This window comes from Nocardioides sp., from assembly GCF_004803405.1.
Taxonomy (GTDB): domain Bacteria; phylum Actinomycetota; class Actinomycetes; order Propionibacteriales; family Nocardioidaceae; genus Nocardioides; species Nocardioides vastitatis.
On record NZ_SSXI01000128.1, the window covers coordinates 1 to 22,776 of the forward strand.

The window sequence follows — 22,776 nt, forward strand, 5'->3', positions numbered from 1 at the left end:
AACCACCAGGCGGCTGCTCGCCGGCCATCTACGCCATGTCGCGGCGGCCGCCTGGCTGTGCCGTCATGGCGCCGTGATCGACGCGGGGCTGCGGGCGTCGGCGGCCGACCAACGCGTGTTCGACGACCTGGTCGAGCTCGGCCTGGCCCGCGGCCGCATCACGCCGACGATGGCCCGCGGCCTGGTCCGCGAGCTGGCGGGCGCCACCTGGGACCGGCGCCGCGCGCGACACCGGAACGACATCGAGGAGACATCCGCATGCGAATCCTGAGCGTCCAGGGGGTCCTCCCCGAGCACCGCTACACGCAGGCGGAGATCACGCACGCCTTCACCCACACGATGCTGCGCATTCCGACCGACGAGAGGGTCGTTCGGCGTCTCCACGCCAACGCCCGGGTCGAGTCCCGGCACCTGGCACTGCCGCTGGAGCGGTACGGCGAGCTGGCCGACTTCACCGAGTCCAACGACGCCTTCATCGACGCCGGTGTCGAGATCGGCGCGTGCGCCGTCACCGACGCGCTGAAGGCCGCCGGCCTGACCCCGCAGGACGTCGATCTCATCATCTCCGCGACGGTCACCGGGATCGCCGTGCCCTCCCTCGACGCGCGGGTCGCGGCCCTGATCGGGATGCGGCCCGACGTGGTCCGGGTGCCGCTGGTCGGGCTGGGCTGCGTCGCCGGCGCGTCCGGTGTGGCACGGCTGCACGACTACCTGCTCGGACATCCCGACAGCGTCGCGGTGCTGATGACCGTCGAGCTGTGCTCGCTGACCCTGCAGCGCGACGATGCCTCGATGCCGAACCTGGTCGCCAGCGGGCTCTTCGGCGACGGCGCCGCGGCGGTCGTCGCGGTCGGCGCCCACCGCGTTCGCGAGATCCGTGGCGCGCCCGTCGTACCCCAGCCGGAGGTGCTGGACGCCCGGAGTCGGCTCTACCCCGACTCCGAACGGACGATGGGCTGGGACGTGGGCACGTCCGGGCTCAAGATCGTGCTGGACGGCAACGTGCCGGTGCTCGTGGAGCGCCACGTCGGCGAGGACGTCCGAGCGTTCCTCCACGACCACGGCCTGACGCAGGACGACATCGAGTGGTACGTCGCGCATCCGGGCGGACCGAAGGTGCTCGAAGCCCTCCAGAAGACCCTCGGGCTCGACCGGGACGCACTGCAGGTCACCTGGGACTCCCTCGCCGCGATCGGCAACCTGTCCTCGGCATCGGTGCTGCACGTGCTGGCCGACACCCTGACCGAGCGGCCGCCGCGGCCCGGTTCCTACGGCCTGATGCTCGCCATGGGCCCCGGCTTCTGCTCCGAGCTCGTGCTCCTCCGCATGCCGGAGGCGGCCGCATGATCTGGTTCAGCCTGCTGGTGGCCGCGGTCGGCGTCGAGCGGCTCGCCGAGCTCGTGGTGTCCAAGCGCAACGCGGCGTGGAGCTTCGCGCGGGGAGGCGTCGAGTCCGGACAGCGGCACTACCCGGTGATGGTCGTGTTGCACACCGGCCTGCTGGTCGGGGCACTGGTCGAGGTGTGGCTGCGGCGACCGGCGTTCCTGCCCGCCCTCGGATGGACCATGCTCGCGCTGGTCCTGGTCGCTCAGGCGCTCCGGTGGTGGTGCATCGCCACGCTCGGCCGCCAGTGGAACACCCGGGTGATCGTCGTACCGGGGCTCTCGCGGGTCACCGGCGGCCCCTACCGCCTGATGCCCCACCCCAACTACGTCGCCGTGGTCGTCGAGGGCGTCGCACTGCCGCTCGTCCACTCCGCCTGGATCACGGCAGTCGTGTTCACGCTCTGCAACGTTGTGCTGCTGGCGACGCGGGTACGCGTCGAGAACCAGGCGCTGACTGCGCTGCCCGTGGCCGCTTCCGGCAGGCCGCCGGCGGCGGAGGCGGCGCCGTGAGGGACCTTCTGGTCATCGGTGGCGGACCCGCCGGACTGGCGAGCGCGTTGTACGCCGCCCGCACCGGGCTGGAGGTGACCGTGTGGGACAAGCGCGCCGGCATCATCGACAAGGCCTGCGGAGAGGGGCTGATGCCCGGGGCCATCACCGCGCTCGCGGACGTCGGGGTGAACCCGGACGGTCGGGATCTCACCGGGATCCGCTACCTCGCTGGACGGCGAGCGGTCGAGGCACCGTTCCACAGCGGGCTCGGCCGCGGCGTCCGCCGCACGACCTTGCACACCGCCCTGCGTTCCGCGGCCGAGTGCACCGGGATCTCCTTGGAGCACCGGATCGCCGAGGATGTCCGGCCGGACTCCGACGGCGTCACGGTGGACGGTCAGCGCTTCCGGTACGTCGTCGCCGCCGACGGCCTCCATTCGACGGTCCGGCGCGGGCTCGGGCTCGCGGGGCGGCCGGTGCCGCGACGGCGCTACGGGCTGCGCCGGCACTACCTGCTCGAGCCGTGGACGTCGTATGTGGAGGTGCACTGGGCCGAGTCGGTCGAGGCCTACGTGACGCCGGTGACCGGCGACGTCGTCGGGCTCGCCCTGCTGACGTCCGCTCGCGGAGCGTTCGACGACCACCTGGCACGCTTCGCGTCGCTGCGGGAGCGGCTGCAGGGCGCCACACCGCTGGGCGACGTCCTCGGCGCCGGACCGCTCCGGCAGCGTGCCCGGTCCAGGGTGGCCGGGCGGGTCCTGCTCGTGGGTGACGCCGGTGGGTACGTCGATGCCCTCACCGGCGAAGGCGTCGCGATGGCTGTTTCGCAGGCTCGCGCGGCGATCGCCGCGATCGTGGGCGAGGACCCGATGCGCTACGAGCGGGACTGGCACGCCATCACGCGCCGCTACCGACTGCTCACCGCATCGCTGCTGGGCGCCACTCGGTTCAACCCGGTCCGGCGCGCGCTGGTCCCGACCGCCGAGCGGCTGCCGGGTGTGTTCTCGGCGGCGGTCAACTCCCTCGCGCGGCCGTCGTGACCGCGGAGCTCGTGATCCTTCTCGACGAGTCCGGGAACGCGATCGGCTCGGCCCCGAAGGCCGCCACGCACCACGCGCGGACACCGTTGCACCTGGCCTTCTCCTGCTACGTCCTCGACCGCGCCGGACGGGTCCTGATCACTCAGCGCGCCCACGACAAGCCGACATTCCCGAGCGTGTGGACGAACAGCTTCTGCGGCCACCCATCACCAGGCGAGGACATCTGCGACGCCGTGAAGCGGCGCGCGGAGCAGGAGCTGAGGCTGACGCTCGAGGGCCTCGTCCTGACCCTGCCCACGTTCCGCTACGCGGCGACCGGAGCCAACGGCGTGCGCGAGAACGAGCTGTGCCCGGTGTTCACGGCGACCGCGGCCTCCGAGGTGACCCCGGACCGGTCCGAGGTGGCAGCGGTGGAGTGGGTCCCCTGGAGGTCGTTCCGCGACGAGGTGCTCGCCGGCGAGCGCGCCGTCTCCGTCTGGTGTGCCAGCCAGGTCGCACGCATGGCCGGACGCGAGGTGGACGACGGAGGGTTCGCCCCCGCCGCGCTCGACGAGCTGCCGCCGGCCGCCCGCCCAGCACGTCATCCCTGAGACCGACCCCGACGACGCGACGGAGCGCTCAGTGAGTGGTGAGTTGCGGCATGTCGTAGAACCGGCAGATGCCGCCGAACTCGTCCACGTCGAGGCTGGCACCCCCGACCAGTGCGCCGTCGACGTCCGGCTTCGCCATGATGCCGGCGACGTTCGCGGCCTTCACGGAGCCTCCGTAGAGGATGCGTACGGCGTCGGCGGCCTCGTCGCCGTACGTCTCGCGCACCTGGCCCCTGATCGCCTCGCAGACCTCCTGTGCGTCCTCAGGGGTGGCCACCTCGCCGGTGCCGATGGCCCAGACGGGCTCGTAGGCGATGACCAGGCCGGCGACCTGCTTCCTGCTCAGGCCGGCGAGCGAGCCCTCGACCTGCGCCATCGTGTACGGGACGTGCTCGCCCGCCTTGCGCACGTCGAGCCCTTCCCCGACGCAGACGATGGGGGTGATCTTCTCGCCCAGCGCGGCCTTGGCCTTCGCGTTGACGACCTCGTCGGTCTCGGCGTGGTACTGCCGGCGCTCGGAGTGGCCGACCACGACGTAGGAGCAGCTGAGCTTGGCGAGCATCTGGGCTGAGATCTCGCCGGTATAGGCGCCGCTGGCGTGCGGGGAGACGTCCTGGGCGCCGTACTTGATCTGGAGACGGTCGCCGTCGACGAGCGTCTGGACCGAGCGGATGTCGGTGAACGGTGGGATCACCGCCACCTCTACCTTGCCGTAGTCGTGGCGCTTGTCCGACAGCGTCCAGGCGAGCTTCTGGACCAGCACCACCGCCTCGGCGTGGTTGAGGTTCATCTTCCAGTTTCCCGCCATCAGCGGGGTGCGGGTCGGGCTGGCCATGTCAGGCTCCGTCTTCCTCGAGGACTGTGATGCCGGGCAGCTCCTTGCCCTCGAGGTACTCGAGGCTGGCGCCACCGCCGGTGGAGATGTGGCCGAAGGCCTGCTCGTCGAAGCCGAGGGCGCGGACCGCGGCCGCGGAGTCGCCGCCACCGACCACCGAGAGCCCCTCCACCCGGGTCAGTGCCTCCGCGACGGCCCGGGTGCCCTCCGCGAAGGCAGGCTGCTCGAAGACGCCCATGGGCCCGTTCCAGAAGACCGTCCTGGCCTCGGCCAGCTCGGCGGCGAACGCAGCGCCGGACTCGGGACCGATGTCGAGACCGAGGCTGTCGGCCGGGATCTCCGAGGCGGGTACGACGCGGGCGGACGCCTCGTCGCCGAAGCTGTCGGCCACCACGATGTCGGTCGGCAGCACGATCTCGACGCCGAGCTCCTTGGCCCGCTGCTGGTAGCTGCGGACCGTGTCGAGCTGGTCCTCCTCCAGGAGGCTCTTGCCGACCTCGAGGCCCTGCGCCTTGAGGAACGTGAACACCATGCCGCCACCGATGAGCAGCTTGTCGGCCTTGCCGAGGAGGTTGTCGATCACACCCAGCTTGTCGGAGACCTTCGAACCGCCCAGCACGACCGCGTAGGGCCGTTCCGGGTCGACCGTGAGGCGGCGCAGGACGTCGATCTCCGCGGCGACCAGACCGCCCATGGCGTGCGGCAGGCGCTGCGCGACGTCGTACACGCTGGCCTGCTTGCGATGCACCACGCCGAAGCCGTCGGAGACGAAGGCGTCCGCGAGGGCCGCGAGCTGGTCGGCGAACGCGCCGCGCTCGGCGTCGTCCTTGCTGGTCTCTCCCCTGTTGAACCGGACGTTCTCGAGCAGCGCGACCTCGCCGTCCTGGAGCGCGCCGACGACCGCCTCAGCGGACTTCCCGACGGTGTCCGTCGCGAACGCGACGTCCTCGCCGAGCAGCTCACCGAGCCGGGCAGCGACCGGAGCCAACGAGAACCTCGGGTCCGGGGCACCGTCGGGTCGGCCGAGGTGGGCGGTCACCACCACCCTGGCACCGGCCTCCGCGAGCGCCTTGATGGTGGGGACGCTGGCACGGATCCGGCCGTCGTCGGTGATGACAGCCGCGTCATCGACCCGGTCCAGCGGCACGTTCAGGTCCGAGCGGACGAGGACGCGCTTGCCACCGATGCGGTCGAGGAACTCCTGGTCAGGTCCGTTGTAGTCCGTCACAAGCGTCAGAGCGTAGCGCCGACGTGCGTGATCAGATCCGCGAGGCGGTTGGAGTAGCCCCACTCGTTGTCGTACCAGCCGGCGACCTTGACCTGGTTGCCGATGACCTTGGTCAGCGGTGCGTCGAAGATGCAGGACGCCGGGTCGGTCACGATGTCCGAGGACACGATCGGGTCGGTCGAGTACCGGAGGATCCGCCCGTCCGCCGCGGCCTTGACGATCTCGTTGACCTCCTCGACCGAGGTGTCCCGCGACGCTTCGAACGAGAGGTCGGTCAGCGAGCCGGTCGGGGTCGGCACGCGTAGTGCGTAGCCGTCGAGCTTGCCCTTGAGCTCGGGCAGGACCAGGCCGATCGCCTTCGCTGCACCGGTCGAGGTCGGCACGATGTTGAGTGCGGCCGCGCGGGCACGGCGCGGGTCCTTGTGGATGTTGTCGTGCAGGTTCTGGTCAGCGGTGTAGGCGTGGATGGTCGTCATCAGGCCCTTGACGATGCCGAGACCGTCGTTGAGGGCCTTGGCCATCGGGCCCAGGCAGTTGGTGGTGCACGACGCGTTGGAGATCACCGTGTGCGCAGCCGGGTCGTACAGCTCGTGGTTGACGCCCATCACGATCGTGATGTCCTCGTTGGACGCCGGCGCGGAGATGATGACCTTCTTCGCGCCGCCGTCGAGGTGCGCCCGGGCCTTCGTCGCGTCGGTGAAGAACCCGGTGGACTCGACGACGACATCCACACCGAGGTCGCCCCACTTCAGCGCAGCCGGGTCGCGCTCGGCGAACGCGGTGATCTCGACGCCGTCGACGATGATGGCGTTCTCGGTGGCCGAGACCTCTGCGTCGAGGCGGCCCAGGATCGAGTCGTACTTGAGCAGGTGCGCGAGCGAGGCGTTGTCCGTGAGGTCGTTGACACCCACGATCTCGATGTCGGCGCCGCTCGCGCGCACCGCACGGAAGAAGTTGCGGCCGATGCGGCCGAAGCCGTTGATACCTACGCGAACAGTCACAGCTGGGCTCCTGCGGGTCGAAAACGTGATCTGGCTCTCGTTCGACTCGACCCTACCGTCCTGCCCCTGCGCCGGACCGGCTGCATCCGCCGTACGGGCCGGTAACCACGATCGCGCCGGCTCGGCCCGTCGCGCTACAGCCCGCGGGGTACGACGTGCGCGTCGGGACCCGGGTAGGTCAGCGCCTCGTGGCCGTCGGCCCAGCGCACCAGATACGGCGGGCTGCCGTCCTCACCGCGCACCTCGAGCACCTCGGCCTCGCGCCGGTGCTCGGTGTCGGTGTGACCCTCGACCACGAGTCGGTCACCCACGTTCGCTCGCATGTGGCACCTCCGGATGGATCACTGGATCTGGGATCCACCTTCCTCCGCCTCGGCGCGCTGCACAAGGGCCGGCGGGGGCCTACTCGCCGGAGAGCATCTCGGGCGTCAGGGACGCCTCGGTGTCCGGGATGCCGAGCTCCTCGGCCCGCTTGTCGGCCATGGCGAGCAGGCGGCGGATCCGTCCCGCGATCGCGTCCTTCGTCAGGACCGGCTCGTGGAGCTGGCCGAGCTCCTCGAGCGAGGCCTGCTTGTGCTGGAGGCGCAGCTCACCGGCCATCCGGAGGTGGTCGGGGACCTCCTCGCCAAGGATCTCCATGGCGCGCTCGACGCGGGCGCCAGCGGTCACCGCGGCGCGCGCGGAGCGGCGCAGGTTGGCGTCGTCGAAGTTGGCGAGCCGGTTGGCGGTGGCGCGGACCTCACGGCGCATCCGCCGCTCCTCCCATGCCATCAGCGTCTCGTGCGCGCCGAGTCGGGTGAGCAGCTGGCCGATCGCGTCACCGTCGCGGATCACGACCCTGTCGATCCCGCGGACCTCGCGAGCTTTGGCCTGGATGCCGAGCCGCCGAGCCACACCGACCAGGGCGAGGGCCGCCTCGGACCCGGGACAGGTGACCTCGAGCGAGGAGGACCGACCGGGCTCGGTCAGCGAGCCGTGCGCGAGGAACGCGCCGCGCCAGGCGGAGACCGCGTCGCACGCGCCGCCGGAGACGACGGCCGGCGGCAGCCCCCGCACGGGACGGCCACGCTGGTCGAGGAGTCCGGTCTGCCGGGCCAGCGCCTCGCCGTCCTTGACGACCCGCACGATGTACCGGCTGCCCTTGCGGATGCCGTTGCCCTGCACCATGACCACGTCCGAGGTCTGCCCGTACATCTCGGCGACGTCCTTGCGCAGACGACGCGCCGCGGCGCCCGTGTCGAGCTCGGCCTCCACCACGATCCGGCCGGCGACGATGTGGAGACCACCGGCGAACCGGAGCGTCGAGGCGACCTCCGCCTTGCGGCAGCACGCCTTGGTGACAGGAGTGCTGGCCAGCTCCGCCTTGACCTGCGCAGTCATCGCCATGGAGCCGATCCTCCCACGTTGGTCAACAACCCTCGTAGCCGGCGAGGATGCGCCGCACCTCCCGGCTTGTCGGGTCAGCCGGCGAAGATCCGCGCGTAGGCCGCGGCCAGCTTCACCGGGTCGTGGCGAGGTGAGCCGTCGCCCATGGCCACGTCGTCGACGACGAGGTTCGCGCCGAGGGCGGCGACGGTCTCCTCGAGGTCGTCCAGCTCCTCCGCCACGCACTCGCGGTCGGCGAGGACGGTGTGGATCGCGAGGTCCGGCGCGTGCTCCGCGAGGACGGCGAGGTGGTCGGACGCCCCGAAGCCGCCGGTCTCGCCGGCCTGCTCGGCGAGGTTGAGTACGACGACCAGGCGCGCATCGGTCTCGACCAGCGCCTGCCGCAGCTGGGGCACGAGCAGGTGCGGCAACACCGAGGTGAACCACGAGCCGGGACCGAGCACGGCCCAGTCGGCTTCGGCGATCGCGTCGACCACGACGGGGCTCACCTCCGGTTCGGGTGGGTCGAGCGCGACCGAGGCGATCACCCCGCCCGTCGTCGCGACCTCGACCTGCCCCCGGACGCGGGTCAGCGCCTCCGGGTCCGACGGCACCAGGCCGCGCACGTCGGCGGTGATGTCCATCGGCGTCAGTGCCATGGGCAGCACCCGGCCCTTGGCACCGAGCAGCCGGCCGACCCAGTCGAGCGCGTCGACGTGGTCGCCGAGGAGCTCCCAGAGCCCGACGATGAGGAGGTTGCCGATGACGTGGCCGCGCATCTCGCCATCGCCCTCGAACCGGTGCTGAAGGACCCGGGCCCAGGTCACGCCCCAGTCGTCCTCTCCGCAGAGCGCGGCCAGCGCCATCCGGAGGTCGCCAGGCGGCAGCACACCGAACTCGCCGCGGAGGCGGCCGGACGAGCCGCCGTTGTCCGCGACGGTGACGACCGCGGTCAGCGAGTCGACGGTCAGGTCGTCCACGAGGTTCCGCAGTGCGCTGAGTGACGCGTGCAGGCCGTGGCCGCCACCGAGGGCGACCACGGCCTGGGCACGTTGTGCCGAGGCGCGAGAGCGGGAGATCACCGCAGGATCATTCCCGACCGAGATCGCGGTGCAGCGCGCGGGCCACGTGTCCCCGCTCGGACATGCGTCGCGCGATCTCCTCGCTCATCGCCACGCTGCGGTGTTTGCCGCCCGTGCAGCCGATGGCGACCCGCATGAATCGCTTGCCCTCGCGGATGTATCCCTCGGCGACGCCGGTCAGCAGCGGGACGTAGGCGTCGAGGAACTCCTTCGCGCCTGGCCGGCCCAGGACGTACTCGGACACGTCCGCATCCTGGCCGGTGTGCGCCCTCAGCTCGGGCACCCAGTGGGGGTTGGGCAGGAAGCGCATGTCGGCCACGTAGTCGGCGTCCACCGGGATGCCGTACTTGAAGCCGAAGCTGATGACGGTGACCCGGAGGCGCGTGGTCTCCGGAGTGCCGAAGGCCTCGGCGATGCGGTCGGTCAGCTGGTGGACGTTGAGGTTGCTGGTGTCGATGACGAGATCGGCCTCGGCGCGGAGGTCACCGAGCACCACCCGCTCGCGCTGGAGTCCGTCGAGGAGCCGCCCGCCCTCCTGGAGGGGGTGCGGCCGTCGGGCCGCCTCCTGCCGCCGCACCAGGACCTCGTCGATGGCGTCGAGGAAGACCAGGGTCGTGTCGCGGCCGGTCACCCCGTGGGCCAGGGCGCTGCGGAGGCCGTGGAAGAAGGAGCCGGACCGCACGTCGACGACGACCGCGACCGGCTGTGCCCTTCCGTGGCTCTCGTCGACCAGGCGCACCACCTCGGGCAGCAGGTTGGGTGGAAGGTTGTCGACGACGTAGAAGCCGAGGTCCTCCAGCTCCTTGGCGGCGGTGCTGCGACCGGCGCCGGTCATGCCCGTGACCACCACGAGCTGGCCAGGGGTGCTGCTCTGAGTCATGGGCGCCATTGTCGTCTAGGAGGAGGCCTTCTGGGCCTCGTCCTCGCCGGCGAGTGCCTCCTTGATCGCGGCGGCGGTGCGTGGCCCGATGCCGGGGACCACGGCGATCTCCTCGACCGTCGCCGCGCGCAGCTTCCGGAGCGAGCCGAAGTGGCGCAGCAGCGTCTTTCGGCGCACCTCCCCCAAGCCGGGCACACCGTCGAGGACGCTCTCCACCATCGACTTCGACCGGCGGTTGCGGTGGTGGGTGATCGCGAACCGGTGGGCCTCGTCGCGGACGCGCTGGAGCAGGTAGAGCCCCTCGGACGTGCGAGGCAGGATCACCGGATCCTCCTGGTCCGGCAGCCACACCTCCTCGAGCCGCTTCGCGAGGCCGCACACGGGGATGTCGTCGATGCCGAGCTCGTCGAGGGCGCGCTTGGCCGCTGCCACCTGGGGCGGGCCCCCGTCGACGACCACGAGACCCGGCGCGTACGCGAACTTCCGCGGCCGGCCGGTGTCGGGGTCGACCAGCATCGGGCCGCTCTCTCCGTCGCCGGGACGCAGCTCCGAGCGCGCCTGCTCGTCCAGCAGCCGCCGGAACCGGCGGGTGATCACCTCGTGCATGGACGCCACGTCGTCCTGGCCGCTGACGCCGCGGATCACGAAGCGGCGGTACTCCCCCTTGCGCGCCAGGCCGTCCTCGAACACCACCATCGAGGCGACCACCTCCGTGCCCTGGAGGTTGGAGACGTCGTAGCACTCGATCCGCAGCGGCGCCTCGTCGAGCTCGAGCGCCTCGGCGATCTCAGCGAGCGCTCGGTTGCGGGTGGTGAGGTCGCTGGCGCGCTTCGTCTTGTGCAGCGCCAGCGACTCCTTCGCGTTGCGCTGGACGGTCTCCTGAAGTGCGCGCTTGTCACCGCGCTGCGGCACCCGGATCTCCACCCGGGACCCGCGGAGGTCGCTGAGCAGCTGCTCGTAGGTCGTCGCCTCGGACGGCAGCTCCGGGACCAGGATCTCCCGCGGCACCGCGTCGCGCGCGTCCTCGGGCGCGACGCCGGCGTAGAGCTGGAGCAGGAAGTCCTCGACGAGGGACGACGTGTCGCCGTCGTCGGTCCGGTCGGCGACCCAGCCGCGCTGGCCACGGATCCGGCCGCCGCGCACGTAGAAGACCTGCACCGCGACCTCGAGCGGGTCCTCGGCGAGCGCGATGACGTCGGCGTCCGACCCGTCGCTGAAGACGACCGCCTGCTTCTCCAGCGCCTTCTGCATGGCGCCGAGGTCGTCGCGCAGTCGCGCCGCCTTCTCGAAGTCGAGTGCCTCGGATGCGGCGAACATCTGCTGCTCGATGCGCTTCATGAACGGCTTCGTGCGCCCGGCCATGAAGTCGCAGAAGTCGTCGACGATCGCGCGGTGGTCCTCGGCACTGATGTTGCCCACGCACGGCGCGGCGCACTTGTCGATGTAGCCGAGCAGGCAGGGCCGCCCGATCTGCCCCGACCGCTTGAACACCCCGTTGCTGCAGGACCGCATCGGGAAGACCCGCAGCAGGATGTCGACGGTCTCCCGGATCGCCCAGGCGTGGCTGTACGGCCCGAAGTACCGGGTGCCCCGCCGCTTGGCGCCGCGTCCGACCATGACCCGCGGGAACTCCTCGCCGACGGTGACGGCGAGCCAGGGGTAGGACTTGTCGTCGCGGTACTTGACGTTGAACCGCGGGTCGTACTCCTTGATCCAGGAGTACTCCAGCTGGAGCGCCTCGACCTCGGTCTTGACGACGGTCCACTCGACCGACGTCGCGGTGGTGACCATGGTCGCGGTGCGCTGGTGCAGGTTGCCGATGTCCTGGAAGTACGACGACAGGCGGGCCCGCAGGTTCTTCGCCTTGCCGACGTAGATGACCCGGCCGTGCCGGTCGCGGAACCGGTAGACCCCTGGCTGGGTGGGGATCGACCCGGGCGAGGGGCGATAGCTCAGGGCTGGGGACACGCCTCCAGCCTACGGACGACCGCGGACAGTCAGACGCTCAGGATCTTGCCGTCCTTGACCTCGATCTCGACCGAGGCCAGGGCCGACGGGGCCGGACCCCCCTCGACCTCGCCGGTGGTCGCGGAGTACGACGAGCCGTGGTTGTCGCACTTGATCACGTCGCCGTCGACGGAGGTCACCACCAGCTGTTGGTGGGTGCACACAGCGGTGAAGGCCTTGAACTCCCCTTCGGTCGGCTGCGTGATCACGATCTTCTCGCTGGTCAGCACGATGCCGCCACCCACCGGGACCTCGTCGGTCGTGGCCAGCTCCGCACCCGACTCGACGGCGGACTGCTGGGAGCTGCTGCCGTCGCTGCCGGCGCATCCGGCCAGGGTCGCGGCGACGCCGATCGCACCCAGACCGGAGAACACGATCCGCCGGCTGGCCCGGACCTCGCCGAGACCCGTCCGCGCGGCGCTCATGCCCTCACGACCTGGCCGTCGGTGACCTTGACCGGCACCGCGGGGAGCGGGGCCGAGGCCGGTCCCCCGGTGACCGAGCCGTCGGCCGCCGAGAACATGCTGTTGTGGCACGGGCAGGTGATCGTGCCGTCGCTGACCGACCCGACCAGGCAGCCCTGGTGGGTGCAGATCGCACTGAAGGCCTTGAACTGGCCCGCGGTGGGCTGGGTGACCACCAGCTCCTCGGATGCGAGGACGACCCCACCGTCGACAGGCACCTCGCTGGTCGCGACCAGCCCGGCGCCGCCGCCGGTCGTGGTCTCGGTCGCCGGCGCGCTGCTGGACGGGGTGGAGTCGGAGGTGACGGGATCGCTGGCGTTCGTGTCCGAGTCGTCGCCGCACGCGGCGAGCAGCGGAACGCTGACGCCGAGGGTCGCGGCGCCCGAGAGAGCACGTCGCCTGGTGAGGGGGGCGGTCATGGCGACCAGGCTAGAAGGGGAACCTGTGAACGGGCTGTGAGCCGCTCAGCCCTTCGCCGCCGCCTTGGCCCGCGAGCGCCTCCTCGGCGTGGTCGGCACCTTCACCCGGCTGCCGTCGAGCAACGGCTGAAGGAACCGGCCGGTGTAGCTCTCCGGGACGGCCGCGACCTGCTCCGGCGTGCCCTCGGCGACGACCGTTCCTCCGCGCGACCCACCCTCGGGCCCCATGTCGACGATCCAGTCGGCGGTCTTGATCACGTCGAGGTTGTGCTCGATGACCAGGACGCTGTTGCCCTTGTCGACCAGGCTCGAGAGGACGCCCAACAGCTTGCGGATGTCCTCGAAGTGGAGCCCGGTCGTCGGCTCGTCGAGCACGTACACCGTGCGACCGGTCGACCGCTTCTGCAGCTCCGCGGCGAGCTTGACCCGCTGCGCCTCACCACCCGAGAGGGTGGTCGCCGGCTGTCCCAGGCGGACGTAGCCGAGGCCGACCTCGGACAGCGTCTTCATGTGCCGCGCGATCGGCGGCACCGCTGCGAAGAAGTCGAGCGCCTCCTCGATCGGCATGTCGAGGACCTCGGCGATGGTCTTGCCCTTGTAGTGGACCTCGAGCGTCTCGCGGTTGTAGCGGGCGCCGTGGCACACCTCGCACGGGACGTAGACGTCGGGCAGGAAGTTCATCTCGATCTTGAGCGTCCCGTCGCCGGAGCAGGCTTCGCAGCGGCCGCCCTTGACGTTGAACGAGAACCGTCCCTGGAGGTAGCCGCGCATCTTCGCCTCGGGCGTCTGCGCGAACAGCTTGCGGATGTGGTCGAACACCCCGGTGTACGTCGCCGGGTTCGACCGCGGCGTACGCCCGATCGGCGACTGGTCGACGTGGATCACCTTGTCGACGTGCTCGACACCGGTGATCTTCTGGTGCCGGCCCGGGATGGTGCGGGCGTTGTAGATCTGCTTGGCCAGCGAGGTGTAGAGGATGTCGTTGACCAACGTCGACTTGCCCGAGCCGGAGACGCCGGTCACCGCGCAGAACACACCCAGCGGGAAGCTGACGTCGATGTTCTGCAGGTTGTGCTCGCGGGCGCCGTGGACCCTGAGCTCGCGGCCCGCCGTGCGCGGCCTGCGGACCGCGGGCACCGGGATCTCGCGCCGGCCGGAGAGGTACTGCCCGGTCATCGAGTCGGGGTGCTCGAGCAGCTCCTTGACGGTGCCGGAGTGCACCACCTGGCCGCCGTGCTCGCCGGCACCGGGCCCGATGTCGACGATCCAGTCGGCGACGCGGATGGTGTCCTCGTCGTGCTCGACGACGATCAGCGTGTTGCCGAGCTCCTTGAGCCGCACCAACGTCTCGATCAGCTTCTGGTTGTCTCGCTGGTGGAGACCGATCGACGGCTCGTCCAGGACGTAGAGGACGCCGACCAGGCCGGCGCCGATCTGCGTGGCCAGCCGGATCCGCTGCGCCTCACCCCCGGACAGCGAGCCCGAGGGCCGGTCGAGGGAGAGGTAGTCGAGGCCGACGTCGAGCAGGAAGCGCAGCCGCTCCTGGATCTCCTTGAGCACCCGCTCGCCGATCTGGCGCTCCCGGGTCGACAGGTCGAGGCTGTTGAGGTACTCGGCGGCCTCGTTGATCGGGAGGCGGCAGACCTCGGCGATGTTCTTCCCGCCCTTGTCCTTCGGGCCGAGGGTGACCGCCATCGACACCGGCTTGAGCCGGCTGCCGGAGCACACCGGGCAGGGCACCTCGCGCATGAACCCCTCGAACCGCTCACGGCTCGTGTCGCTCTCGGCCTCACGGTGCCGGCGCTCGACGTACTTCTTCACGCCCTCGAACTCGGCGTAGTAGGAGCGCTGACGGCCGTAGCGGTTCCGGGTGACGACGTGCACCTTGGTCGAGTGGCCCTCGAGGATCGCCTTCTGCGCCTTCGCCGTCAGCTGCTCCCACGGGGTCTCGACGTCGAAGCCGAGCTCCTCACCGAGCGCCACGAGCAGGCGGCCGAAGTAGTCGGCGACGTGAGCGTGGCTCCACGGCTGCAGCGCGCCCTCGGCGAGCGTCGCGGTCGGGTCGGGCACGACCAGCTCCGGGTCGACCTCCATCCGGGTGCCGAGACCGACGCAGGCCTGGCAGGCGCCGAACGGTGAGTTGAAGGAGAACGACCTCGGCTCGAGGTCGTCGGTCTCGATGGAGTGGTCGTTCGGGCAGGCCATCTTCTCGGAGAACTTGAGCTCGTGCCCGGTGTCGACCAGGTCGAAGACGACCAGGCCACCGGCGAGCCCCAAGGCGGTCTCCACCGAGTCGGTGAGCCGTCGCTTGGCGGTCTCCTTGACCGCGAGCCGGTCGACGACGACCTCGATGTTGTGCTTGATCTTCTTGTCGAGGGTCGGCGGACTGTCGAGCGAGTGGGTCTCGCCGTCGACCCGGGCGCGGGAGAACCCCTGCGCCTGGAGCTCCTTGAAGAGCTCGACGTACTCCCCCTTGCGGCCGCGGACGACCGGGGCGAGGACCTGAAACCGGGTCCCCTCCTCCAGGTCGAGCATCCGGTCGACGATCTGCTGCGGGGTCTGTCGCTCGATCGGCGCACCGCAGGTCGGGCAGTGCGCGCGGCCGGCGCGGGCGTAGAGCAGGCGGAGGTAGTCGTAGACCTCGGTGATGGTGCCGACTGTCGAGCGCGGGTTCTTCGAGGTGGACTTCTGGTCGATCGAGACGGCCGGCGAGAGGCCCTCGATGAAGTCGACGTCGGGCTTGTCCATCTGCCCCAGGAACTGGCGGGCGTACGCCGACAGCGACTCGACGTAGCGACGCTGCCCCTCGGCGAAGATCGTGTCGAACGCCAGGCTCGACTTCCCGGACCCCGACAGCCCGGTGAACACGATGAGGGAGTCGCGCGGGAGCTCGAGCGAGACGTCCTTCAGGTTGTGCTCGCGGGCGCCGCGGATGATCAGCTGGTCGGCCACTACCGGTCCTCGTGGTGTCTGCGCAGGTGGGTCCGGCCCGAGACGCGGTCACGGGCGGATCGAACAAGTGTTCGCCATGGTACGGCGCGATGGCAAACCGCCACGCCTGTGAGATGAGACTCTCACGCGCCACCGACAGCCCGGCATGATGGAGCCCGTGACCACTCCTCTCGAGGGCGCGACGACGCGCCTCCTCGCCACCGTCGAGGGGATGCCTCCCGCCGGCTGGCAGTCCCCCAGCCTCTGCGCGGGCTGGACACGCGCGCACGTGATCGCCCACCTGGCGCTGAACGCCGAGGCGCTCGACGGCGTCGTACGCGGCCTCGCCGGCGGCCGCCCGGTGCCCATGTACGTCTCCGACGACGCGCGGAACGCCGACATCGCCGACCTGGCGGTCCAGCCCACCGCCGACGTCCTGGACCGACTCCGCACGGCGGCCGCCGCGCTGGACCGGTCCCTGCCCCATCTGGCGACCCTGCCGCAGGACGCGATCTTCGAGCGCACCCCCGGCGGGCCCCGAGTACGGGCGGCCGGGGTGCTGCTGATGCGCCTGGGCGAGGTCGAGATCCACCACGCCGACCTGGATGCCGGCTACACCCATGCGCACTGGCCGGCCGAGACCGCGGTGGCGCTCCTCGACCGCGACGCCGCCCGCCACCCGGGCGAGAGCTTCGTGGCGCATGCCACCGACCTCGACCGGGAGTGGACGTTCGGCGATCCCGGCGACGACGCCCCCGTCGTGTCCGGACCGGCCTCCGCTCTCGCCTGGTGGGCGACCGGCCGCGACCCGGGAACACTGCTGTCCAGCTCGACCGGCTCACTACCCACGATGGAGGGACGATGACGTACACCGGCGACGTGACCCCCGGCGGCGCCCCGCAGGTGCGGGAGCTGTCCGCGCTGACCGTCACCAAGGTGGCGGTCGACGAGAAGATGTCGAACAACTGCTACCTGCTGACCTGTCGGACCACGGGCGAGACCCTGCTGATCGACGCCGCGGACCAGCCCGAGACGCTCTTCCAGGTCGCGGACGGAGCCATCGCGACGATCGTCACCACCCACCAGCACTGGGACCACCATCGGGCCCTCGCAGAGCTGGTCAGGCGCACCGGAGCCACCACGGTCGCCGGGGAGCCCGACGCCGACGCCATCTCCGAGCAGGCCGGCGTCGCCGTCGAGCGTCGCGTCGGCGACGGTGACACGGTCGAGGTCGGCGACTCCTCGCTCGAGGTGATCCGGGTCACCGGGCACACTCCCGGCTCCATCTGCCTGCTCTACCGCGACCCCGAGGGCAGCCCGCACCTGTGGACCGGCGACTCGCTGTTCCCCGGCGGGGTGGGCAACACCTCCGGCGATGCGGACGCCTTCCGCACGCTGATCGACGACGTCGAGTCCAAGCTCTTCGGCACGCTGCCGGACGAGACGTGGTTCTACCCCGGCCACGGCAACGACTCGACGCTCGGCGCCGAGCGGCCGAAGCTGCCGGAGTGGCGCGAGCGAGGCTGGTGACCGTCAGCGTCCGGGCGGCCCGAACGCCGCCCGCGCCGCCTCGACCTGGTCGCGGGTCACGCACCCGACCGCGTGGTCGTTGACCAGTCCCATCGCCTGCAGGAAGGCGAAGACCGTCGTCGGTCCGGTGAAGCGCCAGCCGCGCTTCTTGAGATCCTTCGACAGCGCAACGGATGTGGGCGAGGTCGTCATGGACTGCGGCTCGGCCAGCTCGTCGGCGGACGGCTCGAAGCTCCAGACGTACGACGCCAGCGAGCCCTCGCTCTCGACCAGCTCGAGGGCACGGCCGGCGTTGTTGATCGTGGCCTCGATCTTGCCGCGGTGCCGCACGATGCCGGCGTCGGCCAGCAGCCGCGCGACGTCCCGCTCGTCGAAGCCGGCCACGGTCGGGATGTCGAAGTCCGCGAAGGCCGCGCGGAAGGCCGGCCGCTTGACCAGGATCGTGCGCCAGCTGAGGCCGGACTGGAAGCCCTCGAGACAGAGCTTCTCGAAGAGCCGCCGGTCCTCGGCGACGGGGAAGCCCCACTCGGTGTCGTGATAGGCGGGGAACTCGGGCGCGGCGACGGCCCACGCACAGCGCGGCAGCCCGTCGGTGCCGGGAAGGACGTCGGTCACGGCGTCAGCCTCCCACCCACCACGGACAGTCCGCGTCGCCTCTCCCGACGACGGCTCGACCGATGACGCGGACGCGGAGAAAAAGACCGACGGCCCCGCGGTAGACCGCGAGGCCGTCGTACTTCTGGATCCGAGGATCAGATCGGGCGGACGTTCTCCGCCTGCAGGCCCTTGGGGCCGGTGGTCACGTCGAACTCGACGCGCTGCTCCTCAGCAAGCGACTTGAAGCCCGAGCCGGCGATGCCGGTGTGGTGGACGAAGACGTCGCCGTCGCCGCCATCCTGGGCGATGAAGCCGAAGCCCTTGGTGTCGTTGAACCACTTCACGGTGCCAACTGCCATTGTCTTACTCCTGTGTCTTTTCCTACGAGACCGCATAGACACTGCGCCGATGCGGGCTGAAACCAACTGCACCGCACCTCGAGGATTGACCAGGTGGAGCTACAACAGTGAACCGACGCCCGACCTGGAGCGGCCGGTCAGCGGGAGGCTCGTAGTGCAGCCTCTTCAACAACCACGACAGTAGCAGCATCCCGGTCACTCGCCACCATCCCAGCGGCAGCCGGCGCGTCCGGGGTCCGGCCTCAGGTCAGCTGTAGGTGACCTTGACCGTGTCGGTGAGCGGAACCGACTGACACCCCAGCCGGATCCCGTCGGCGAGGTCCTCCTCGTCGAGCACGTCGTTGTGGAGCATCTTCACCTCGCCCGCAAGCAGGCGGATCGCACAGGCGGAGCACTCCCCCTCACGGCACGAGTACGGCGCCTTGACGCCCTTGCTCTCCAGGAAGTCGAGCAGCTTGGTCCGGGGGTCCCAGTCGTCGAAGGTGAACTCCTCACCGTCCAGCTCGACCTCCACCTTCACCGGCCCCGCGGGCGCGTCCGCGAACACGTCCGCGGAGGCGCCGTCGTCGTCGGACTCGGCGAGCGCGATCTCCCGCTCCGTCTCCTGCAGCTGCTCGAGATCGCCGAACGGGTTGCCTCCCAAGGAGACGAACTTCTCCTGATGACGGCGGTCCCGCGGGAACTCCAGCTCCTTGAGGACCGTCGTGGTCATCTTCATGAAGGGAGCCGGGCCGCAGACGAAGGCGTCGAAGGAGAGGTACTGGGAGGCGAACGCCCTCATCTGCTCGGCCGTGGGCAGACCCTGCACCGACTCCAGCCAGTGGATGACCTGGAGGCGGTCGGGGTTCTCGGCCGCGAGTCGGGTCAGCTCGCCGGCGAAGATGACGGACTGCTCGTCACGGTTCGCGTAGAAGACCACGATCCGGCCCTTGCCCTCGGAGAGGGCCGTCCTGGTGATCGACATGATCGGGGTGACGCCGGACCCACCCGCGAAGAGAAGCAGGTCGCGGTCGAGGGAGGCGGGAGTGAAGATGCCCGACGGCGGCAGGACCCGCAGGGTGTCACCGATATTGAGGTTGTCGCAGATCCAGTTGGACGCGTAGCCGTCGGCCGTCCGCTTCACGGTGACGGTGAGCGGACCGCCGTCGTGGGGGCTGCTGGACAGCGAGTAGCACCGCGCGGCGATGCCGGTCTGGTCGCTCGGCACGGCGACGGTCAGGAACTGGCCGGGCTTGTAGACGAACCTCTCCTCCGCACCCTCGGGCACGGCGAAGCTGATCGACTTCGCCTCGGCCGTCTCGTCGACCACGTCGACGACGTCCAGCACGAAGGACTCGATGTCCAAGGAACTCCCCCAGCGGGTCAGGGCCAATGGCGGTCAGCGGCAGCGATGGCCGTCAGTAGCCGTCGTACGCGCCGATCGGGACAATCCCGTCCCGAACGGCCGCCTCGATGCTAGCCATCATCCGCGGGCAGGCCTTGTGGACGTCCCGCCTGCCGGTCTCGGGGTCGCGTCGGCCGAACTCCGGGCACGCAGCGAGCGCCTCGGTGCTCCACTGGATCGAGGTGTGGTGATCGCTGTTCTTCTTCACCCCGACCTTGGCCAGACAGTCCAGGCACGACACCTCCACCAGGCGGGCCTGCGTGTAGAGGCGCTGGTCCTCGAGGGTCTCCGGGCGGGTCGGGACGAAGGAAGGCATGGCGGGTCAGGTCCCCGACATGATCGGAGGCTCGCCGCCCGCCGACGCCTCGGCCGGCTCCTGGTCCTCGGCGGCCATCCTCGCCAGGTTGTCGGCCACCTCCGCCTGCCAGAACTCGTTGGCCTTGGTGGTGTCGACCTCGAACTCGAAGCGATCGGTCATCTCGGGGACGACGTCCGCCTGGTCCGTGTAGAACTGCTCGTACCAGCGACGCAGCTGGTAGACCGGGCCGTCCTCCTCGCAGAGGAGCGGGTTCTGCACCGGGACCTTGTTCTTCCAGATGTGCACGTCCTGGAGGAACCCGTCGCCGAACATCTCGGCGTACTTCTTGGCGATGAAGTTCGCTGTCTTGTCGTCCATGCCCTGCGGCTTCTTGACGGTGATGCCGTACTGGAGGATGAACGAGTCCGGACCCGTCGGGATGTGGCAGTTGATCAGGATGACCTCGGTCTCGAAGCCCTTGTAGTCCACATCGAGCCAGTTGATCATGTACGCCGGCCCGTAGTACGTGGCCTCGGACTTGAGGAAGAGCTCGGCCGAGCCGTAGCCGCCGGCCTTGTCGGGGCGGCCCTTGGACTGCATGAACTGGGTGGCCATGTGGCCCTCGAACACGTTGCGGAAGCTCGTCGGGAAGGCGAAGTGCACGTAGTAGAAGTGCGCCATGTCGACGACGTTGTCGATGAGCTCGCGGCAGTGCGAGCCCTGGATGTCCTGGGAGACCCACACCCAGTCGGTGTACTCACCCTCGTCGAGGCCCGGGAGCTGCGGCGGCAGGATGTCGTGGTCGGCCTTCGAGCCCTCGGGGTCGTGCCAGACGAGCAGCTGGTCGTTGCGGATCGCCGTCTCGTAGCGCTGTGTGCGCGCACGCAGTGGCACCCGCCGCGCATACGGGATCTGCTTGCACTTGCCGTCGCCGCCCCAGCGCCAGTCATGGAAGGGGCAGGCGATCTCGTCGCCCTTGACCGTGCCCTGGGTGAGGTCGCCGCCCATGTGCCGGCAGTAGCCGTCCAGCGCGTTGAGCTGGCCGTTCGAGTCCTGCCAGACCACGACCTTCGAGCCGAAGCCGTGGATCGCGTGGGGTTTGCCGTCCGCGAAGGTCGAGGCGAGGCCCAGGCAGTGCCACCCGCGCGCGAAGCGCTGCGGGGCAGACCCCTGGTCGAGGAGTCGGGTGTCGCTCATGTAGAACACGTTATAGTTTTGGTCGGGAACACACAAGCCGGACACACCCGAGGACAGGCAGGCGGAGCAGATGCGCGTCACACTCGAGCCCCACCAGATCGCGCTGCGCCGGGAGCTGGAGGAGTACTTCGCCCAGCTGGTCACGCCGGAGATCCGCGCCGGCCTCGCCTCCGCGACCGGGGAGTTCGGCGAGGCGGGGGTCTACAAGGACGTGATCCGCCAGATCGGCAAGGACGGCTGGCTCGGCATCGGCTGGCCGAAGGAGTACGGCGGCCAGGCCCGCTCGATGGTCGAGCAGCTGATCTTCACCGATGTCGCGGCGATCGCCGGTGTGCCGATCCCCTACCTGACGCTGAACACAGTCGGCCCGACGATCATGCGCTTCGGCTCCGAGGAGCAGAAGGAGTTCTTCCTCCCGAAGATTCTCGCGGGCGAGCTGCACTTCTCGATCGGCTACTCCGAGCCCGGCTCCGGCACCGACCTCGCGTCGTTGAAGACGAAGGCGACCCTGGACGGCGGCATGGAGTCCGGCGAGTGGGTGATCAACGGGCAGAAGATGTGGACCTCGCTCATCCAGTACGCCGACTGGCTCTGGCTCGCCTGCCGCACCGAGCCGGACGCACCACGCCACAAGGGCCTCTCGATGATCCTGGTGCCGGCGGACGCCGAGGGCGTCTCGTACACCCCGGTCCACACGGTCGCCGGCGTCGGCACGTCCGCGACCTACTACTCCGACGTCCGGGTGCCGGCGAGCAACCTGGTCGGCGAGCGCGGCGGCGGCTGGGCGCTGATGACCAACCAGCTCAACCACGAACGGGTCGCGCTGACCTCGGCCGCGCCGCTCCAGCACTCGCTGCGCCTCGTGAGGGACTGGGCGCTCGAGACCCGCCGACCCGACGGCGCGCGGGTGATCGACACCGAATGGGTGCAGATCGCGCTCGGTCGGGCGCACGCCCGGATCGAGGCACTCACCCTGATCAACTGGAAGCTCGCGGCCGACGCCGACCACGGCGTCCAGCTCTCCCCCGCCGAGGCCTCCGCCACGAAGATCTACGGCTCCGAGCTGGCGACCGAGGTCTACCGCTCACTGATGGAGGTCGTGGGCCCGCACGCGGGCGTCACCGGCGACTCGCCCGGCGCCGTACTGGCGGGGCGGCTGGAGCGCTTCCACCGCTCGTCGCTGGTGATGACCTTCGGGGGCGGCACCAACGAGATCCAGCGGGACATCATCGGCTACATCGGACTCGGCCTGCCGGCCGCCAAGCGCTAGTCACCCGCAGGTCGAGGAGGTCGCGCAGCGACCTTCATCGCACCGAAGCCACCAGGAGACACCATGGACTTCCTCTTCACCTCCGAGCAGGACGAGGCGGCCGAGCTCGCCGCGAGGATCCTCGCCGACAGGACCACGAACGAACGCCTCAAGGAGGTCGAGGCGGACGGAGACCGGTTCGACCGAGAGCTGTGGTCGGACCTCGCCGATGCCGGCCTGCTCTCCCTGCACCTCCCCGAGGAGTACGACGGCGCCGGGCTCGGTCTCGTCGAGCTGGCCCGGGTGCTGGTCGAGGTGGGCCGCCGCGTCGCGCCCGTGCCGCTGGCGGTGCACGGGCCTGCCACCCTGCTGCTCGCGGAGCAGGGCCGGGATCCGGGTCGCGGCCTGGTCACCGCCGCGGTCGCCGAGGAGCACTCGCACCT

The 22,776-nt window shown here is 70.3% G+C and carries 24 protein-coding genes and 1 pseudogene; 9 read left to right on the forward strand and 16 right to left on the reverse strand.

The window, feature by feature from the left end:
- From E7Z54_RS09475 to idi, 5 genes and pseudogenes are all read left to right on the forward strand, one after another.
- A pseudogene (locus E7Z54_RS09475) lies at positions 1–271 on the forward strand (hypothetical protein); the annotation flags it as partial.
- Positions 259–1,347, forward strand: coding sequence for a type III polyketide synthase (locus E7Z54_RS09480; RefSeq protein WP_136433130.1), 1,089 nt, complete (start codon positions 259–261; stop codon positions 1,345–1,347). The pseudogene E7Z54_RS09475 and the gene E7Z54_RS09480, both read left to right, overlap by 13 nt.
- Positions 1,344–1,895, forward strand: coding sequence for an isoprenylcysteine carboxyl methyltransferase family protein (locus E7Z54_RS09485; protein WP_136433132.1), 552 nt, complete (start codon positions 1,344–1,346; stop codon positions 1,893–1,895). The genes E7Z54_RS09480 and E7Z54_RS09485 overlap by 4 nt, the downstream gene beginning before the upstream one ends.
- The gene (locus E7Z54_RS09490; RefSeq protein WP_136433133.1) at positions 1,892–2,917 is read left to right on the forward strand and encodes an NAD(P)/FAD-dependent oxidoreductase; all 1,026 of its coding nucleotides are present in this window, start codon (positions 1,892–1,894) and stop codon (positions 2,915–2,917) included. Before E7Z54_RS09485 ends, E7Z54_RS09490 begins: the two co-directional genes overlap by 4 nt.
- Entirely contained in the window at positions 2,914–3,507 is a 594-nt protein-coding gene (gene idi / locus E7Z54_RS09495; RefSeq protein WP_136433135.1) for an isopentenyl-diphosphate Delta-isomerase, read from the forward strand. The genes E7Z54_RS09490 and idi overlap by 4 nt, the downstream gene beginning before the upstream one ends.
- A gap of 28 nt (positions 3,508–3,535) precedes the next feature.
- Here the strand turns inward: idi and tpiA are convergent, their stop codons facing one another.
- The 11 genes from tpiA to uvrA all read right to left on the reverse strand — a co-directional run bounded on the left by tpiA (position 3,536) and on the right by uvrA (position 15,740).
- Complete coding sequence (gene tpiA, locus E7Z54_RS09500; protein ID WP_206056105.1) at positions 3,536–4,342, reverse strand: triose-phosphate isomerase; 807 nt, start codon at positions 4,340–4,342, stop codon at positions 3,536–3,538.
- Position 4,343: 1 nt separating this feature from the next.
- Positions 4,344–5,570 (reverse strand): phosphoglycerate kinase, encoded by a 1,227-nt coding sequence (locus tag E7Z54_RS09505; protein ID WP_206056106.1) that lies wholly within the window; start codon positions 5,568–5,570, stop codon positions 4,344–4,346.
- A 5-nt stretch (positions 5,571–5,575) separates the two neighbouring features.
- Positions 5,576–6,571 carry a type I glyceraldehyde-3-phosphate dehydrogenase gene (gene gap, locus E7Z54_RS09510; protein ID WP_136433137.1) on the reverse strand — a complete coding sequence of 332 codons (996 nt, stop codon included), beginning with the start codon at positions 6,569–6,571 and terminating at the stop codon, positions 5,576–5,578.
- Between the two features lie 134 nt (positions 6,572–6,705).
- Positions 6,706–6,894, reverse strand: coding sequence for a DUF1918 domain-containing protein (locus E7Z54_RS09515; protein ID WP_136433139.1), 189 nt, complete (start codon positions 6,892–6,894; stop codon positions 6,706–6,708).
- A 79-nt stretch (positions 6,895–6,973) separates the two neighbouring features.
- Complete coding sequence (gene whiA / locus E7Z54_RS09520; RefSeq protein WP_136433141.1) at positions 6,974–7,957, reverse strand: DNA-binding protein WhiA; 984 nt, start codon at positions 7,955–7,957, stop codon at positions 6,974–6,976.
- A 74-nt stretch (positions 7,958–8,031) separates the two neighbouring features.
- Positions 8,032–9,015 (reverse strand): gluconeogenesis factor YvcK family protein, encoded by a 984-nt coding sequence (locus tag E7Z54_RS09525; RefSeq protein ID WP_206056107.1) that lies wholly within the window; start codon positions 9,013–9,015, stop codon positions 8,032–8,034.
- A gap of 10 nt (positions 9,016–9,025) precedes the next feature.
- A complete protein-coding gene (gene rapZ / locus E7Z54_RS09530; protein WP_136433143.1) occupies positions 9,026–9,898 on the reverse strand; it encodes an RNase adapter RapZ in 873 nt (290 codons plus the stop codon).
- Positions 9,899–9,913: 15 nt separating this feature from the next.
- A complete protein-coding gene (uvrC, locus tag E7Z54_RS09535) occupies positions 9,914–11,866 on the reverse strand; it encodes an excinuclease ABC subunit UvrC (RefSeq protein ID WP_136433145.1) in 1,953 nt (650 codons plus the stop codon).
- Between the two features lie 29 nt (positions 11,867–11,895).
- Positions 11,896–12,330 (reverse strand): Rieske (2Fe-2S) protein, encoded by a 435-nt coding sequence (locus E7Z54_RS09540; protein ID WP_136433147.1) that lies wholly within the window; start codon positions 12,328–12,330, stop codon positions 11,896–11,898.
- Entirely contained in the window at positions 12,327–12,788 is a 462-nt protein-coding gene (locus tag E7Z54_RS09545) for a Rieske (2Fe-2S) protein (protein WP_136433149.1), read from the reverse strand. Before E7Z54_RS09545 ends, E7Z54_RS09540 begins: the two co-directional genes overlap by 4 nt.
- Before the next feature lie 45 nt (positions 12,789–12,833).
- The gene (gene uvrA, locus E7Z54_RS09550; RefSeq protein WP_136433151.1) at positions 12,834–15,740 is read right to left on the reverse strand and encodes an excinuclease ABC subunit UvrA; all 2,907 of its coding nucleotides are present in this window, start codon (positions 15,738–15,740) and stop codon (positions 12,834–12,836) included.
- Between the two features lie 157 nt (positions 15,741–15,897).
- Here uvrA and E7Z54_RS09555 point away from each other — a divergent pair, with 157 nt between their 5' ends.
- Together E7Z54_RS09555 and E7Z54_RS09560 are read left to right on the forward strand one after the other, a co-directional pair.
- A complete protein-coding gene (locus E7Z54_RS09555) occupies positions 15,898–16,584 on the forward strand; it encodes a maleylpyruvate isomerase family mycothiol-dependent enzyme (protein ID WP_168798252.1) in 687 nt (228 codons plus the stop codon).
- Entirely contained in the window at positions 16,581–17,249 is a 669-nt protein-coding gene (locus tag E7Z54_RS09560; RefSeq protein WP_136433155.1) for an MBL fold metallo-hydrolase, read from the forward strand. The genes E7Z54_RS09555 and E7Z54_RS09560 overlap by 4 nt, the downstream gene beginning before the upstream one ends.
- 3 nt (positions 17,250–17,252) lie before the next feature.
- On the opposite strand, the gene E7Z54_RS09565 is transcribed toward E7Z54_RS09560, so the two are convergent.
- From E7Z54_RS09565 to E7Z54_RS09585, 5 genes are all read right to left on the reverse strand, one after another.
- The gene (locus E7Z54_RS09565; RefSeq protein WP_136433157.1) at positions 17,253–17,864 is read right to left on the reverse strand and encodes a DNA-3-methyladenine glycosylase I; all 612 of its coding nucleotides are present in this window, start codon (positions 17,862–17,864) and stop codon (positions 17,253–17,255) included.
- A 137-nt stretch (positions 17,865–18,001) separates the two neighbouring features.
- The gene (locus E7Z54_RS09570; protein WP_136433159.1) at positions 18,002–18,205 is read right to left on the reverse strand and encodes a cold-shock protein; all 204 of its coding nucleotides are present in this window, start codon (positions 18,203–18,205) and stop codon (positions 18,002–18,004) included.
- A gap of 247 nt (positions 18,206–18,452) precedes the next feature.
- A complete protein-coding gene (locus E7Z54_RS09575) occupies positions 18,453–19,550 on the reverse strand; it encodes a ferredoxin--NADP reductase (RefSeq protein WP_136433161.1) in 1,098 nt (365 codons plus the stop codon).
- Positions 19,551–19,602: 52 nt separating this feature from the next.
- On the reverse strand, positions 19,603–19,905 hold the full coding sequence (locus E7Z54_RS09580) for a hypothetical protein (RefSeq protein WP_136433163.1): 303 nt from the start codon (positions 19,903–19,905) through the stop codon (positions 19,603–19,605).
- 6 nt (positions 19,906–19,911) lie between these two features.
- Positions 19,912–21,084, reverse strand: a complete 1,173-nt coding sequence (locus E7Z54_RS09585; protein ID WP_136433165.1) for a Rieske 2Fe-2S domain-containing protein — start codon at positions 21,082–21,084, stop codon at positions 19,912–19,914.
- Positions 21,085–21,154: 70 nt separating this feature from the next.
- Between E7Z54_RS09585 and E7Z54_RS09590 the strand changes: the two genes are divergently transcribed.
- Positions 21,155–22,354: an acyl-CoA dehydrogenase family protein gene (locus E7Z54_RS09590; RefSeq protein WP_136433167.1), complete on the forward strand. Its 1,200-nt coding sequence runs from the start codon at positions 21,155–21,157 to the stop codon at positions 22,352–22,354.
- Positions 22,355–22,417: 63 nt separating this feature from the next.
- Positions 22,418–22,776, forward strand: a 359-nt coding sequence (locus E7Z54_RS09595; RefSeq protein WP_136433169.1) for an acyl-CoA dehydrogenase family protein, incomplete at its 3' end; no start/stop codon positions are given.